The organism is Streptomyces sp. A012304, from assembly GCF_026008495.1.
In the GTDB taxonomy this organism is placed as follows: domain Bacteria; phylum Actinomycetota; class Actinomycetes; order Streptomycetales; family Streptomycetaceae; genus Streptomyces.
Genome location: NZ_BQUN01000057.1, coordinates 249,162 through 261,796, shown reverse-complemented (window position 1 = coordinate 261,796; position 12,635 = coordinate 249,162). Strand labels below are relative to the sequence as shown.

The 12,635-nt window shown below is 71.4% G+C and carries 16 protein-coding genes and 1 pseudogene; 10 read left to right on the top strand and 7 right to left on the bottom strand.

Annotated elements, in window-relative coordinates; genetic code table 11:
- Nucleotides 1–28: 28 nt before the first annotated feature.
- The 4 genes from ALMP_RS13540 to ALMP_RS13525 form a co-directional block, all read right to left on the bottom strand.
- Entirely contained in the window at nucleotides 29–649 is a 621-nt protein-coding gene (locus ALMP_RS13540; RefSeq protein ID WP_264927397.1) for a TIGR04222 domain-containing membrane protein, read from the bottom strand.
- A 134-nt stretch (nucleotides 650–783) separates the two neighbouring features.
- A complete protein-coding gene (locus ALMP_RS13535; protein ID WP_264927396.1) occupies nucleotides 784–1,029 on the bottom strand; it encodes a hypothetical protein in 246 nt (81 codons plus the stop codon).
- A gap of 486 nt (nucleotides 1,030–1,515) precedes the next feature.
- Nucleotides 1,516–2,409: a 2-hydroxy-3-oxopropionate reductase gene (locus ALMP_RS13530; RefSeq protein WP_264927395.1), complete on the bottom strand. Its 894-nt coding sequence runs from the start codon at nucleotides 2,407–2,409 to the stop codon at nucleotides 1,516–1,518.
- A gap of 22 nt (nucleotides 2,410–2,431) precedes the next feature.
- The gene (locus ALMP_RS13525) at nucleotides 2,432–3,253 is read right to left on the bottom strand and encodes a TIM barrel protein (RefSeq protein ID WP_264927394.1); all 822 of its coding nucleotides are present in this window, start codon (nucleotides 3,251–3,253) and stop codon (nucleotides 2,432–2,434) included.
- A 318-nt stretch (nucleotides 3,254–3,571) separates the two neighbouring features.
- Here ALMP_RS13525 and ALMP_RS13520 point away from each other — a divergent pair, with 318 nt between their 5' ends.
- The 10 genes and pseudogenes from ALMP_RS13520 to ALMP_RS44150 form a co-directional block, all read left to right on the top strand.
- A complete protein-coding gene (locus ALMP_RS13520; RefSeq protein ID WP_264927393.1) occupies nucleotides 3,572–3,820 on the top strand; it encodes a thiamine-binding protein in 249 nt (82 codons plus the stop codon).
- Complete coding sequence (locus ALMP_RS13515) at nucleotides 3,817–4,185, top strand: helix-turn-helix domain-containing protein (RefSeq protein ID WP_264927391.1); 369 nt, start codon at nucleotides 3,817–3,819, stop codon at nucleotides 4,183–4,185. The genes ALMP_RS13520 and ALMP_RS13515 overlap by 4 nt, the downstream gene beginning before the upstream one ends.
- Before the next feature lie 119 nt (nucleotides 4,186–4,304).
- A complete protein-coding gene (gene uraD / locus ALMP_RS13510) occupies nucleotides 4,305–4,817 on the top strand; it encodes a 2-oxo-4-hydroxy-4-carboxy-5-ureidoimidazoline decarboxylase (protein ID WP_264927389.1) in 513 nt (170 codons plus the stop codon).
- 3 nt (nucleotides 4,818–4,820) lie between these two features.
- Nucleotides 4,821–5,222 (top strand): hydroxyisourate hydrolase, encoded by a 402-nt coding sequence (gene uraH / locus ALMP_RS13505; protein WP_264927387.1) that lies wholly within the window; start codon nucleotides 4,821–4,823, stop codon nucleotides 5,220–5,222.
- 2 nt (nucleotides 5,223–5,224) lie between these two features.
- On the top strand, nucleotides 5,225–6,142 hold the full coding sequence (pucL, locus tag ALMP_RS13500; RefSeq protein ID WP_264927386.1) for a factor-independent urate hydroxylase: 918 nt from the start codon (nucleotides 5,225–5,227) through the stop codon (nucleotides 6,140–6,142).
- Nucleotides 6,143–6,181: 39 nt separating this feature from the next.
- Nucleotides 6,182–7,555: an 8-oxoguanine deaminase gene (locus ALMP_RS13495; protein ID WP_264927384.1), complete on the top strand. Its 1,374-nt coding sequence runs from the start codon at nucleotides 6,182–6,184 to the stop codon at nucleotides 7,553–7,555.
- Between the two features lie 379 nt (nucleotides 7,556–7,934).
- Entirely contained in the window at nucleotides 7,935–8,387 is a 453-nt protein-coding gene (locus tag ALMP_RS13490) for a GntR family transcriptional regulator (RefSeq protein ID WP_264927382.1), read from the top strand.
- Between the two features lie 4 nt (nucleotides 8,388–8,391).
- A complete protein-coding gene (locus ALMP_RS13485; RefSeq protein ID WP_264927474.1) occupies nucleotides 8,392–9,324 on the top strand; it encodes an ABC transporter ATP-binding protein in 933 nt (310 codons plus the stop codon).
- Nucleotides 9,321–10,415, top strand: a complete 1,095-nt coding sequence (locus ALMP_RS13480) for an ABC transporter permease subunit (protein ID WP_264927379.1) — start codon at nucleotides 9,321–9,323, stop codon at nucleotides 10,413–10,415. Before ALMP_RS13485 ends, ALMP_RS13480 begins: the two co-directional genes overlap by 4 nt.
- A gap of 117 nt (nucleotides 10,416–10,532) precedes the next feature.
- A pseudogene (locus ALMP_RS44150) lies at nucleotides 10,533–10,661 on the top strand (transposase); the annotation flags it as partial.
- 7 nt (nucleotides 10,662–10,668) lie between these two features.
- On the opposite strand, the gene ALMP_RS13475 reads toward ALMP_RS44150, so the two are convergent.
- The 3 genes from ALMP_RS13475 to ALMP_RS13465 all read right to left on the bottom strand — a co-directional run bounded on the left by ALMP_RS13475 (nucleotide 10,669) and on the right by ALMP_RS13465 (nucleotide 12,541).
- Nucleotides 10,669–11,355: a maleylpyruvate isomerase family mycothiol-dependent enzyme gene (locus ALMP_RS13475; protein WP_264927377.1), complete on the bottom strand. Its 687-nt coding sequence runs from the start codon at nucleotides 11,353–11,355 to the stop codon at nucleotides 10,669–10,671.
- Between the two features lie 72 nt (nucleotides 11,356–11,427).
- Nucleotides 11,428–11,850 (bottom strand): thioesterase family protein, encoded by a 423-nt coding sequence (locus ALMP_RS13470; RefSeq protein ID WP_264927375.1) that lies wholly within the window; start codon nucleotides 11,848–11,850, stop codon nucleotides 11,428–11,430.
- A gap of 58 nt (nucleotides 11,851–11,908) precedes the next feature.
- Entirely contained in the window at nucleotides 11,909–12,541 is a 633-nt protein-coding gene (locus ALMP_RS13465; protein ID WP_264927373.1) for a hypothetical protein, read from the bottom strand.
- Nucleotides 12,542–12,635 lie beyond the last annotated feature (94 nt).

The window sequence follows — 12,635 nt, the reverse complement described above, 5'->3', positions numbered from 1 at the left end:
TCCGAGGAGGGCCGCCCTCACCGTGTGCTCAGTCGCCGCCGGTACCGCCGCTGCCGTCCCAGTAGTGGCGCACCACCGAGGTGCTGTCGCCGCCGCGCGGGGGGTGCCGCACGAGATACGGGCCGGCCACCCTGGCCCGGGGGGTCAGCCCCGCCCGGAGGGCGAAGCGCGGCACGAGCGCCCGGAGAGCCGCCTCGCCGTGCAGGGCCACCGCGAGCAGCGTGTCGTCCTCCGTCAGGTCACGCCGGTGCGCGGGCAACGGGTGGGCGTCCCGAAGGGCCCGCAGGCCGCGGCGGGCGGCGCGGTTCGGGCTCAGCATCGGGTAGGTCAGCAGTCCGGCCCCCGCGAGGGGGACACGCATCAGGGCCAGGGCCAACCGGACGTCCGGATCCCGCGCCACCTTCCGCGACGCGGCCGTTCGGCGCAGAGCGGTGAGCACCGCGGCCCCCAGGGGCGCCAGTGGGGGCTCCCGCGCGTCGGTGACGGCCGTCGGGTCCGCGGTGACGGCCCGCAGCGTGCCCGGCCGGTCCGGCTCGACGAGCCCCCGCAGATGCAGGGCGACCAGCACGACCGTGACGGCGGCGCGGGGGCCGTCCCGCAACAGCGCGACCTCGTGCGGCTGGAGCCGCGAGACTTCGTCCTCGTGCATGGCACACCCCCTGGGGCGGGGCCCGCCACCCCCGTGCCGGCGGGCCCCGCACCACCAGAATGCGCCCGGGAGCCAGGGGAGTTGAAGCCCGCTGAACCATGTTCAGAGGTTGATTTGAGGTTGGCGTACCCGGCCTACGACTCCTGCGGTGAGTGGTGCTCCGACAGCCCCGGCCAGTCGTCGGGGCCGCCGCCCCGCCACTCGATGAGGTCGCTCTCCGCGACGTCGGTGACATACAGATCGGCCAGCCGGAGGAACTCGCTCACGTCGTCGATGTGCGAGGCGATCCCCAGCGTCTCGTCACCCGAGGTGACCCGGCGGGAGCCGTCCAGGGCCGGCGGGTGGACCACGATGTGCGGGTGCTGCGTCGGATTGCCCATGCCCTCAGCGTCCTGCGGGCGCGGCGGATCCGCACGCCGACGGCCACCGTACGCGGGTGTGGCCGTCCGACGGCGCGAGGCTGGGCGCGACAGGACGTTCGCGCCGCCGGACGGGGTATCGGTGGGGGCGGGGACCGCGGCGGGAGCGCCGGAGCCGGGCCCCTTCCCTCTGGTCGAGAAGGGGGCCGGGTCCTTCACCACCGCACTGGCGCGCACGCCGCCGCGGTCCGCGCCCCGCCCGCCGTGCCCCGCGCGATCACCCCTCATCCGGATCGCGCGGGACGGCGGGCCGCGCGCCTGGGAGCCGACATGGCGTCAGTCCCCGGGCACGGGTCGGGAGTTGTTCTCACCTCGTTCGGGCCGAAGTCAGTTCCGGGCCGAGGTGGGTTCCGGGCCGGGGTGGGTTCCTGGCCGGCGTGGGTTCCGGGCCGCGGCGGTGCCTGGGCGCGACAGGACAGATGTCGGCGCCGCCGCGGCCCGGAGGTCTCAGACCCGGGCGCCGGACAGCCGCTCCACGGCCCGCAGCAGCGCCGAGTGGTCCAGGCCGCCGTCGCCCTGCGCCCGCAGGCTCGCCACGAGCTGGGCGACCACGGCGCCGACCGGCAGGGCCGCGCCGACGGTGCGGGCCGCGTCGGTGACGATGCCCATGTCCTTGTGGTGCAGGTCGATGCGGAAGCCCGGCTTGAAGTCGCGCCGGAGGAAGTTGTCCTTCTTCCGCGTCAGCACGGTCGAGCCGGCCAGACCGCCGTTGAGCACGTCCAGTGCCGCCCTGAGGTCCACGCCCGACTTCTCCAGGAAGACCACGGCCTCGGCGCACGCCTGGATGTTGACGGCGACGATCAGCTGGTTGGCGGCCTTCACGGTCTGGCCGGAGCCGTGCGGACCGCACAGCACGATCGTCCTGCCGAGCGCCTCGAAGATCGGCTCGGCCGCGTCGAAGTCGGCCTGCTCGCCCCCGACCATGATCGACAGCACCGCCTCGACGGCGCCCGCCTCACCGCCGGACACCGGCGCGTCGAGGACGCGGATGCCCTTGTCCCGCGCGGCCCTCGCCAGGTCGATCGAGGTCTGCGGGGTGATGGAGGACATGTCGATCAGGAGGGCGCCGGAGCGCGCGTTGTCCAGGATGCCGTCGGGGCCGTAGGCGATCGCCTCGACCTGCGGGGAGGCGGGCACCATCGTGATGATCACGTCGGCGTCCCGCACCGCCTCGGCGACCGAGCCGGCCGCGGTGCCGCCGGCCGCGGCCAGACGCTCCAGCTTGTCCCGCTCCAGCGTGTAGCCGGTGACGTCGTAACCCGCCTTGAGCAGGTTCTCGGACATGGGGGAGCCCATGATGCCGAGGCCGATCCAGGCGATCTTGGGGAGGGTGGTGGTCATGGGGTGCCTCTCGGTACGGGGATCAGGTGCGCAACCAGTCGAAGGTCTCGGCGCTCGGGCGGTCGCCCGGCTTGTACTCCAGGCCGACCCAGCCGTCGTAACCGGCCTTGCCGAGCCGGTCGAGGAGGTCCTCCAGCGGCAGTGAGCCGGTGCCGGGGGCGCCGCGGCCGGGGTTGTCGGCGATCTGCACATGGCCGGTGCGCGCGGCGTACCGCTCGATCACCGCCGGCAGGTCCTCGCCGTTCATGGACAGGTGGTAGAGGTCCATCAGGAACCGCGCGTTGCCGAGTCCGGTCGCCTCGTCGACCTTGTCCACGACGTCGACCGCGGCGGGCGCGGACACCAGGGGGTAGTGCGGGGACTCGGGCCGGTTGAGCGCCTCGATCAGCAGGACCGCGCCGATCCGGTGGGCCGCCCGCGCCGCCAGCGTCAGGTTCTCCAGCGCCAGCGCGTCCTGCTCGGCCGGGTCGACGCCCTCGACGCGGTTGCCGTACAGCGCGTTGAGCGCCGTGCAGCCGAGGGACTCGGCGAGGCCGGCGGCCACCTCGATGTTGGCGCGGAACCGCTCCGACTCCTCGCCCGGCACGGACAGGGCGCCGCGGTCCGGTCCCGGCAGCTGCCCGGCGTAGAGGTTCAGGCCCGTCAGCCGGACCCCCGCGTCCTCGATCGCCTTGCGCAGCGCGTCCAGCTCGGACCGCGCGGGGGTGGGGGAGTCGACCCAGGGCCACCACAGCTCGACCGCGCCGAAGCCGGCCGCGGCGGCGGCCGCGGGCCGCTCCAGGAGCGGGAGTTCCGTGAAGAGGATCGACAGGTTGACGTTGAAGCGCTGCTCCCGGAATCCCACGGCGGACGCTCCCTTCCGTATCGACTGCCCATTTTCCATAATGTGGAATTTCATTTCTGCTTAATGGAAGACTGCCGCCGGTCGTCACGGCTTGTCAAGAGTCGGCGGAACGGTGGCGGGCGGTCCCGCCGGGCTCGGGTGAGGTCCGTGCGCACCGGCCCGTGAAGGGGGCCCGGCGGCTTCCCCCGTGTCCGGCCGCCCGGTCCGTTAAGGTCGGGGTCCCGGGTCCCGGGTTCCGTCGGTCCAGGCGCGGGACGCCGTGTCCCTCCGCGCGGAGGGGCGTCAACCGTGTGCAGGTCAGAGAGGTGTGGGGGCGCGATGCGACTGAGGGTTGAGTTCACCACCGAGCCCTTCGACCTCGACGAGGCACCCGCGCACGCGCTGGTGGCCCGCGAGGTCGTCCACGCCGCCGACCTCGACGCCGTGGACGTCGGCCCGTTCGGGAACACGGCGGAGGGCGGCGCCGACGCCGTCCTGGGCGCCGTCGACGCGCTGCTGCGCAAGACCCTCGCGGCCGGCGCCACCCGGATCTCCCTCCAGGTCAACGTCCTCGGGGAGGGCGAGTGACCGGGGCCGGGCAGGAGTCCTTCATCGCCGCCGTGAAACCGCTGGTCGACGCCATGGGCGGAGAGCTGCTCCCGCCGGACGAGGCCGGCCCCGACGACGTCGTGCTCTCCTGGGGCGGCACCGAGGCCGTCGCCGTACGGCTGCCGCAGCTCGCCGACTCCCTCGACCACATCCTGGCCGCCATGGAGCGCAAGAAGGGCAAGCCGCTCGCCGACCTGGACCGCAAGGCCAAGCAGGAGGTCGTACGGACATTGGAGGCCCGGGGCGCCTTCTCCGTGCGGCACGGGGTGGAGACCGTGGCGAGCGCGCTCGGCGTCAGCCGCTTCACGGTCTACAACTACCTCAACCGGGAGAAGGAAGGCTGAGCCGGCCAGGGGTTCGCCACCCCGAATTTTCAACAAAGTGTTGACGTGGTGTGGCGTCGGGGCGTTAGCTGGCCGCAGCCCGTTCAGCACGACGGCCGTTCGCGGCCACGGAGGCTTCCGTGACGTCGACTCCCCTGCCCCCGGCCCTCGCCCGGTTCAACGACCTTCCGGAGCAGGCCGCCCGCGCCGTACTCCTGGAGGCGTGCGCCTCCACCGCGTGGGTGCGGCGGCTGCTCGCCGCCCGACCCTGCACCACCGCCGACGACCTCTACGCCGCCAGCGACGCCGCCATGGCCGAGCTGACCGCCGACGACCTGGCGGAGGCGATGGCCGGGCACCCCCCGATCGGCCGCCCGAAGCCGGGCGACCCGGCCTCCGCCCGCGAACAGCGCGGCATGGCCGGCGCCTCCGACGAGCTGAAGGCGGAGATGCTCGAACTGAACCTGGCCTACCAGGAGAAGTTCGGCCACGTCTTCCTGATCTGCGCCACCGGCCGCACCGGCGAGCAGATGCGCGACGCGCTCAAGGAACGGATCGGCAACACCGCCGAACGCGAGCGCGAGATCGTCCGGACCGAGCTGGGCAAGATCAACCGTATCCGGCTCGCCCGACTCGTCGAAGAGGACGCCTGAGACATGAGCACCGGCACCACCGCATCCGTGTCCACGCACATTTTGGACACCTCCGTCGGCCGCCCCGCCCGGGGCGTCGCCGTCCACCTCCTCGCCCGCTCGGGGCGCGAGGCGGACTGGCGGGCGCTCGGCGGCTCCGCGACCGACGCGGACGGGCGGTGCAAGGACCTCCCGGCCCTGCCGGAGGGGACCACCCACGTACGGCTCGACTTCGCCGTCGAGGCGTACTTCCAGAAGCCCGCGAAGAACCGAGCCGAGGCGCAGCAGGACGCCCCCGCGAACCGGGACAGCGGCGCCGTGTTCTTCCCCGAGGTGGCGGTGACCTTCGCCGTGCGACCGGGGGAGCACTACCACGTGCCGCTGCTGCTCAACCCGTTCGGCTACTCCGTATACCGAGGGAGCTAGCTATGACCGTCAATCCCCGACCCGCCCGCCCGGTGCTGGGACAGAACCAGTACGGCAAGGCCGAGAACCGGGTCGTCAGGATCACGCGGGACGGCGCCACCCACCACATCAAGGACCTCAACGTCTCCGTGTCGCTGAGCGGCGACATGGAGGAGGTCCACTACTCCGGCTCCAACGCCAACGTCCTGCCGACCGACACCACCAAGAACACGGTGTACGCGTTCGCCAAGGAGTACGGCATCGAGTCCGCCGAGCAGTTCGGCATCCACCTCGCCCGCCACTTCGTGACCAGCCAGGAGCCGATCCACCGGGCCCGGATCCGGATCGAGGAGTACGCCTGGGAGCGGATCGAGCACGCCAAGCCGGGCGCCCACTCCTTCGTCCGCAAGGGCCAGGAGACGCGGCTGACGCAGATCACCTACGACGGCTCCTCCTGGGAGGTGGTCTCCGGGCTCAAGGACCTGGTCGTGATGAACTCGACAGACTCCGAGTTCTGGGGCTACGTCAAGGACAAGTACACGACACTGCCCGAGGCCTACGACCGCGTCCTGGCCACCGAGGTCTCCGGCCGCTGGCGCTTCCACTGGACCGACGACGAGCAGGCGGCGCCCGACTGGAACGCGTCCTACGAGCAGGTCAAGCGGCACTTGCTCCAGGCCTTCGCGGAGACGTACTCGCTCTCGCTCCAGCAGACCCTCTACGCCATGGGCGCCCGCATCATCGACAACCTCGACGACATCGACGAGGTCCGCTTCTCCCTCCCCAACAAGCACCACTTCCTGGTGGACCTGGAGCCCTTCGGCCTGAAGAACGACAACGAGGTCTACTTCGCCGCCGACCGCCCCTACGGCCTGATCGAGGCCACCGTCCTCAGGGACGGCTGCGAGGCGAGGATCCCGGTGGACCTCACCAACCTCTGACGCGGACACGGAAAAGCAACGGAAAGCAGAGGACGAACGATGGCTCAGCGCATCGTCATCGAGAACGCGGCGATCGCGACCGTGGACGCGCAGGACACCGAGCACCCCTCGGGTCACGTGGTCCTCGCGGACAACCTGATCGAGTCGGTCGGCGCGGGCCGGGCCCCCGAGGGCCTGGAGAACGTCGTACGCCGCATCGACGCCACCGGGCACCTGGTGACCCCCGGTCTGGTCAACACCCACCACCACTTCTACCAGTGGATCACCCGGGGCCTGGCCACGGACCACAACCTCTTCGACTGGCTGGTCGCGCTGTACCCCACATGGGCCCGCATCGACGAGCCGATGGTCCGCGCGGCGGCGCAGGGCTCGCTCGCGATGATGGCCCGCGGCGGCGTCACCACCGCCATGGACCACCACTACGTCTTCCCGGAGGGCTCCGGCGACCTCTCCGGCGCGATCATCGGCGCCGCCCGCGACATGGGCGTCCGCTTCACCCTCGCCCGCGGCTCCATGGACCGCAGCGAGAAGGACGGCGGCCTGCCCCCGGACTTCGCCGTGGAGACCCTCGAAGGCGCCCTCGCCGCCACCGAGGAGACCGTACGCCGGCACCACGACCCCTCCTCCGGCGCGATGACGCAGGTCGCCGTCGCCCCGTGCTCGCCGTTCTCCGTCTCCACCGAACTGCTCCGTGAGGGCGCCGAGCTGGCGCGCCGGCTCGGGGTGCGGCTGCACACCCACGGCTCGGAGACGGTCGAGGAGGAGAAGTTCTGCCACGAACTGTTCGGCATGGGCCCGACCGACTACTTCGAGTCCACGGGCTGGCTCGGCGAGGACGTGTGGATGGCGCACTGCGTCCACATGAACGACTCCGACATCGAGGCCTTCGCCCGCACCAGGACGGGTGTCGCGCACTGCCCGTCGTCCAACGCCCGGCTCGCGGCGGGCATCGCCCGGGTCCCCGACATGCTCGCGGCCGGCGTCCCCGTGGGCCTCGGCGTCGACGGCACCGCGTCCAACGAGTCGGGCGAACTGCACACCGAGCTGCGCAACGCGCTCCTCATCAACCGCCTCGGCGCCCACCGCGAGGCCGCCCTGAACGCCCGTCAGGCACTGCGGCTCGGCACCTACGGAGGCGCCCAGGTCCTCGGCCGCGCGGGCGAGATCGGCTCCCTGGAGCCGGGCAAGCTCGCCGACCTCGTGCTGTGGAAGCTGGACACCCTGGCCCACGCCTCCATCGCCGACCCGGTGACCGCGCTGGTCTTCGGCGCGGCGGCACCCGTCACGGCCTCCTTCGTGAACGGCCGTCAGATCGTCGAGGACGGCCGTCTGTCGACCGTCGACGAGGACGCCATCGCCCGCGCCACGCGGGACGAGGCGCAGCGGCTCGCCCGCATCGCCGCGCGCGGCTGAGCGCCCGAGAACTCCGGTCGAGGGGGACGGCCCTCGACCGGAAGCCGTGACCGGGGCGCGCGCCGACGCGCGCGCCCCGGGACGGCCCCTCTTCCGACCAGGATCCGCAGCCGCTACGTCGCCGCCACCGGATCCTCACCGCCGGGCGATGCCGTACGACCGGCCACGCCTTCCCGGAGACAGCGAGCTCGACGCCCGCCGCGCAGACCGGCGCGCCGCTTCCCGCTCCACTCGGACCAACCCGGCTGACCACCGAAACGTCGTCCGACGAGCCCCTCCGGTCTCGTCGTTGCCCTCCCTCTCTCCTGGTGTGTTCCCGAACCCCGTTGACAACTGCCGCCACTCCCTCCCATCATCATTCCACTAATCGAGTAGTGGAATGATGATGGAAGAGGTGGTGGCCGTGGAGTACCGCATCGACAGGCGGAGCGGGGTCCCCGCCTTCCAGCAGATCGTGCAGCAGACCAAGCAGGCCCTGCGGCTGGGCGTACTGGTGCCGGGCGACCGGCTGCCCACCGCCAAGGAAGTCGCCGAGACGAGCGCGGTCAACCCGAACACCACCCTCAAGGCGTACCGCGAGCTGGAGCGCGAGGGCCTGGTCGAACCGCGACCGGGCCAGGGCACCTTCGTACGCCGCACGTTGGGCCGCCCCGAGACGGGCACCGACTCGCCGCTGTACGCGGAGCTGGTGGCGTGGATGTCGAAGGCGGCAGGGGCCGGTCTGGAGCAGGAGGACGTGGCCGCGCTGGTCGCGTCGGCGCTGGAGCAGCAGTACGCCCACGGGACCGGGGCGGTCACGGGGGCCACGACAACCAGGAGTACAAGTGAGTGACGTCATGTATGCGGGGGAGCCGGCGCTCGAGGCGCGCGGGCTGGGGATGCGTTACCGGCGGGGCTGGGCGCTGAGGGACTGCACCTTCCGGCTTCCGGCGGGAAGGATCTGTGGGCTGGTCGGCCCCAATGGGGCGGGCAAGACCACGCTGCTGAACATCGCGGCCCATGTCCTGGAGCCGACGCAGGGCTCGCTCAGTCTGTTCGGCGAGGCGCCGGGCTCGGTGGAGTCCGGTCTGCGTACGGCCTTCCTCGCGCAGGAGAAGCCGCTGTTCCGTCGCTTCACCGTGGCGGAGACCCTGCGGCTGGGGCGGGAGCTGAACCCCGGCTGGGACCAGCGCGTCGCCGAGGACATCGTCCGCGCGGGCCGTGTGCCCTTCGACGCGAAGATCGGCACCCTCTCCGGTGGCCAGCGCACCCGCGTCGCTGTCGCCCTCGCCTTCGGCAAACGCCCCGACCTGCTGCTGCTCGACGAGCCGATGTCCGACCTGGACCCGGTCGTGCGCCACGAAATCATGGGCACCCTCCTCGCCGAGGCCGGCGAGCGCGGCACGACCGTGGTGATGTCCACCCACGTCCTCGCCGAACTGGAGAACGTGTGCGACTTCCTCCTCGTCGTCTCCGACGGCGGAGTGCGCCTCGCCGGTGACGTGGACGAGCTGATGACCGTGCACGCCGTGGTCACCGGGGCCAGGGAGGGCGATCGCCTGCCTGCCGCCCTCGGGTATCACACCCTCGTCGAGGCCCGGACCAGCGGGCGGCAGTTCACCGCGCTCATCCGCCCGGAGGGCCCGGTCACCGGCCCCTGGGAGGTGACCGCCCCGAGCATGGAGGAACTCCTGCTCGCCTATCTCCGCTCACCCGACGCGCCACCGCTGATCACCCCCACCGCCCAGGTCCAGGGCCAGGCGTTCGGCACCGGGACGGTGGCGGCATGAGCACTTTCACCGGCCCCTCGATCGACGGAAAGAACGGAACGACGAACCGGACGATGAACGGGACAATGAACGGTTCCAAGAGCGGACCCAGGCACGGGGCCAGGACCACGACCACCACGGCTCCCACCCGGCGCCCCCGCCTGAGCGGCATGACCTGGCTGGTCTGGCGCCAGCACCGGGCCGCGTTCTGGACCATCATCGCCGCCACCGCGCTCTGCGCGGTCTGGATCGCCTACCAGCGCGGCCAGATGATGGACTTCCTCGACGCCTACGGCTTCCCCGCCAAGGCCCTCGGCGACGCGGACACGGAGTTCGAGCCGTACGTCGACGCGTTCGGTTCCGTCACCACCGGTCTCACGGCGATACCCATCATGCTCGGTGTCCTCCTCGGCGCTCCGCTGCTCGCGGGCGACCTGGAGAGCGGAACGTCCAAGCTGATCGCCGCCCAGTCCGCGAGCCGCAACCGCTGGCTCGCCACGAAGCTGGGGCTGGCCGGGCTGGTGGTTGTGGTGAGCACGGTCACGCTGTCGGTTGTGTTCGCCTGGTGGTGGAACCCCATCAAGTCCCACTACGGGGGCATTGACTGGACCTCCAAGGACTTCTTCAACACCACGGGCCCGGTGCCCGTCGCCCTCACCCTCCTCTCCGTGTTCGGCGGGGTGTTGATCGGTGCGGTGCTGCGCCGCACGCTGGTGGCCATGGTCGTGACCCTCGGTTTCACCGCCGCCCTCCAGTCCGTCTGGGGCCACTTCACGCCGTCGTTGGGCAACGCCGTCACGGTCACCAGCAAGCCTGTGAGCCCCGGCTCCCTGATCACGTTCCCGGAGGTGCCCCGCACCGCGGCTCAGGTCGATGCCTCGTATGTCACCGGCAGTGGAAAATTGCTCGACTTGAACACGTGCACGGAAACACTGTCGGACCAGGGCACTGACCTGTGCATGAAGAAGGCGGACGTCGTCGGCGCGTCGGTGGATTACCTTCCCCTCTCGCAGATGAGTGGGATGCAGTGGTTCGGGTCGTCGATTCTGTTCGCCCTGACCGCCGGCGTCGTGGCCTTCCTCTTCTTCTGGGGCCGTAAGCGGCTCGTCTGAATAGCCGCGGCATGTCTTGATTCACCGAAGGAGGCGAGCGGGTGAGGCTTCAGCACTCCCCCTGCTCACCGCCGCCGCCCTCACCGCGGCCCTGCTCGGTGGCCCGGAATCCGGGACCTCGACAGCACCGACCACGCCAGCCACAAGGAGCAGGGCAGCATGATCCGCCGCTACATCATCTGGCGGAACAAGCACGCCAACGATCGGCGCCTACGCGAAGTCGTCACCAGGGCGAACGTCGCCTGATGTCACGTCAGGGGACCAGCGGCCCGGCCAGCACGCCCAACCCCACCTCGCGGTCCCCAGCCCAGGTCACCGATCCGGTATCCCGAGGCTTGCGCCCCCACAGCATCAGCAGCAGGTCCTCAGCAATGCCCGAGACCTCCGCGATCGGCTCACCGGTCCCATAAGTCCAACAGCGGCCAGAATCTGTGGCGGTGATCCGCACGGCCTGCCCGGGACAGGTGGCGGCCCCCTTGGAGATCATGCGGAGGGCCATGGTGTCGAAGACCTCGGCGACACCGTCGGCGGCGAGTGCCGGATCCATCGGTGTCGTCGAGCCGAGCGCGTGCTCGGCGTCCCACCGGTGCATCAGCGTCTCCTGACTGCGGCGCCGACGCCAAAATCCGACTGTGTGTGGCGGGAAGAATGTCCACGCCTCGGTCGAGGGGTCAACCGACAGGGCCTGCATTAGCGCGTCCGCCGTCTCGGCATACCAAGCTTTGAGGCCAGCCCGGTCACGGGGCGCGGCATCCTCGTCATAGCTATCGCCATGCCCCTCCTGCACCGCCGCGACGACCCACAGGTTCCCCGCTCCCATGTGTACGGCCAGATCCACCAGCCTCCAATTGCCGCAGTGCTCGACCGGAGCCGACAAATCACCATCCAGCACGGCGCCGAACGCATCCAGTTCACGCCGAAGTTCAACCAGATAATCCACGGCGCCAAGATACAGCCCACCAACCACGCGGGACTTGCCGCACGAACAGGGCGAACGTTGCCTGATGCGGCACTAGAGACCGAACAGGGCGGGGTTCGAGGCGAGTTCCTTGAAGTAGTCCTGCGGGTCGGTGACCATCCTGCGCTCCTTCAGGTCCAGCAGCCCGCCGACGGCGGTCAGTTCGGCCGCGACCGTGCCGTCCGCCTTGCGGATCGTCTGCTCGATGCGGAAGGTCTTGCCGCGGCCCCAGGTGAAGGCGCACGTCACGTCGACCTCGTCGCCGGCGAGCAGCTCGCGCTTGTAGCGGATGGTCGTCTCCAGGGCGACCGGACCGATGCCCCGGCCGATCAGGCCGGCCTGGGTGATGCCCGCGGCCTGGAGCAGCGACCAGCGGGCGTGTTCCGCGTAGTTGATGTAGACGGCCTGGTTGAGGTGGCCCTGCACGTCGGTCTCGTACCCGCGGACGGTGACCCGGACGGAAAACGGCTCGCTCACTGCTTCCCCTTGTCGTCGACGAGGATCGGTGCCCTCTCCACCGATCTTGGCATGTCCCTCAGGCCCGGCGCGGGGAAGCCAGTAGATAGCGCTCCCTGTCTCGTGGATCGGTGTGCTCGCCGACCTGCCAGCCCGCCTTCTCCAGGGTCGCCGCGCAGGCCGGCCGGGTCCCGTCGTCGGGTCCGCGCACCGCGACGGCCTCCGGCTGCGGGGTCGCCCGCACCCGGTAGCCGTCGCCGCCGTCCGGTCCGGCGGGGCGGTGCCCGGCCGCCTCCAGAGCGAGCGCGGCGGCCTGCACGAGATGTGTCCGCTCCCAGCCGCACGGCCGGTCGGTCGCCCCGTCCGGGTTGGTCATCCGGCGCAGCTCCAGCAGTCCCTGCCAGGCGCTGTGCACCTCCCGCGCGCGCGAGGGCCGGGTGTCCGGGCGCTCCTCGCCGCCGACCCGTGCCGCGAACACCCCGGTGTCCGCCTCCGCCTGGGGTGGCGGCGCGGGCGCGGGCTCGGGCTCGGCCTCCCGTACACGGTGTCCGGCCGACGTCAGGAAGTGGTCGTGGGGCGGGCGCGGATGCCGGAAGGCCAGGCCCCGCCTCACCAGCGAGGCGAGCTGCGCCTGCGTGCCCCGCAGCCGCCCGGTCACCGGATCGGCGGCGTCGATCACACGCCGCTGCGCGGCGGTCGGTGGTCGTGTCACGGCGTGCTCCCCTCATACGGCGTCCCGCCTCGGCACGTTCCTCGGTGTCCGGACGTGGACCTGCTCGCAGACTACGACCCGGGTCTGACAAACT

Coding starts and splice junctions, on each gene's coding strand:
- ALMP_RS13485 (WP_264927474.1), top strand. CDS start 8,392: ATGTATGCGGGGGAGCCGGCGCTCGAGGCGCGCGGGCTGGGGATGCGT.
- pucL (WP_264927386.1), top strand. CDS start 5,225: ATGACCGTCAATCCCCGACCCGCCCGCCCGGTGCTGGGACAGAACCAG.
- ALMP_RS13490 (WP_264927382.1), top strand. CDS start 7,935: ATGATGATGGAAGAGGTGGTGGCCGTGGAGTACCGCATCGACAGGCGG.
- ALMP_RS13480 (WP_264927379.1), top strand. CDS start 9,321: ATGAGCACTTTCACCGGCCCCTCGATCGACGGAAAGAACGGAACGACG.
- uraH (WP_264927387.1), top strand. CDS start 4,821: ATGAGCACCGGCACCACCGCATCCGTGTCCACGCACATTTTGGACACC.
- ALMP_RS13520 (WP_264927393.1), top strand. CDS start 3,572: ATGCGACTGAGGGTTGAGTTCACCACCGAGCCCTTCGACCTCGACGAG.
- ALMP_RS13540 (WP_264927397.1), bottom strand. CDS start 649: ATGCACGAGGACGAAGTCTCGCGGCTCCAGCCGCACGAGGTCGCGCTG.
- ALMP_RS13495 (WP_264927384.1), top strand. CDS start 6,182: ATGGCTCAGCGCATCGTCATCGAGAACGCGGCGATCGCGACCGTGGAC.
- ALMP_RS13535 (WP_264927396.1), bottom strand. CDS start 1,029: ATGGGCAATCCGACGCAGCACCCGCACATCGTGGTCCACCCGCCGGCC.
- ALMP_RS13530 (WP_264927395.1), bottom strand. CDS start 2,409: ATGACCACCACCCTCCCCAAGATCGCCTGGATCGGCCTCGGCATCATG.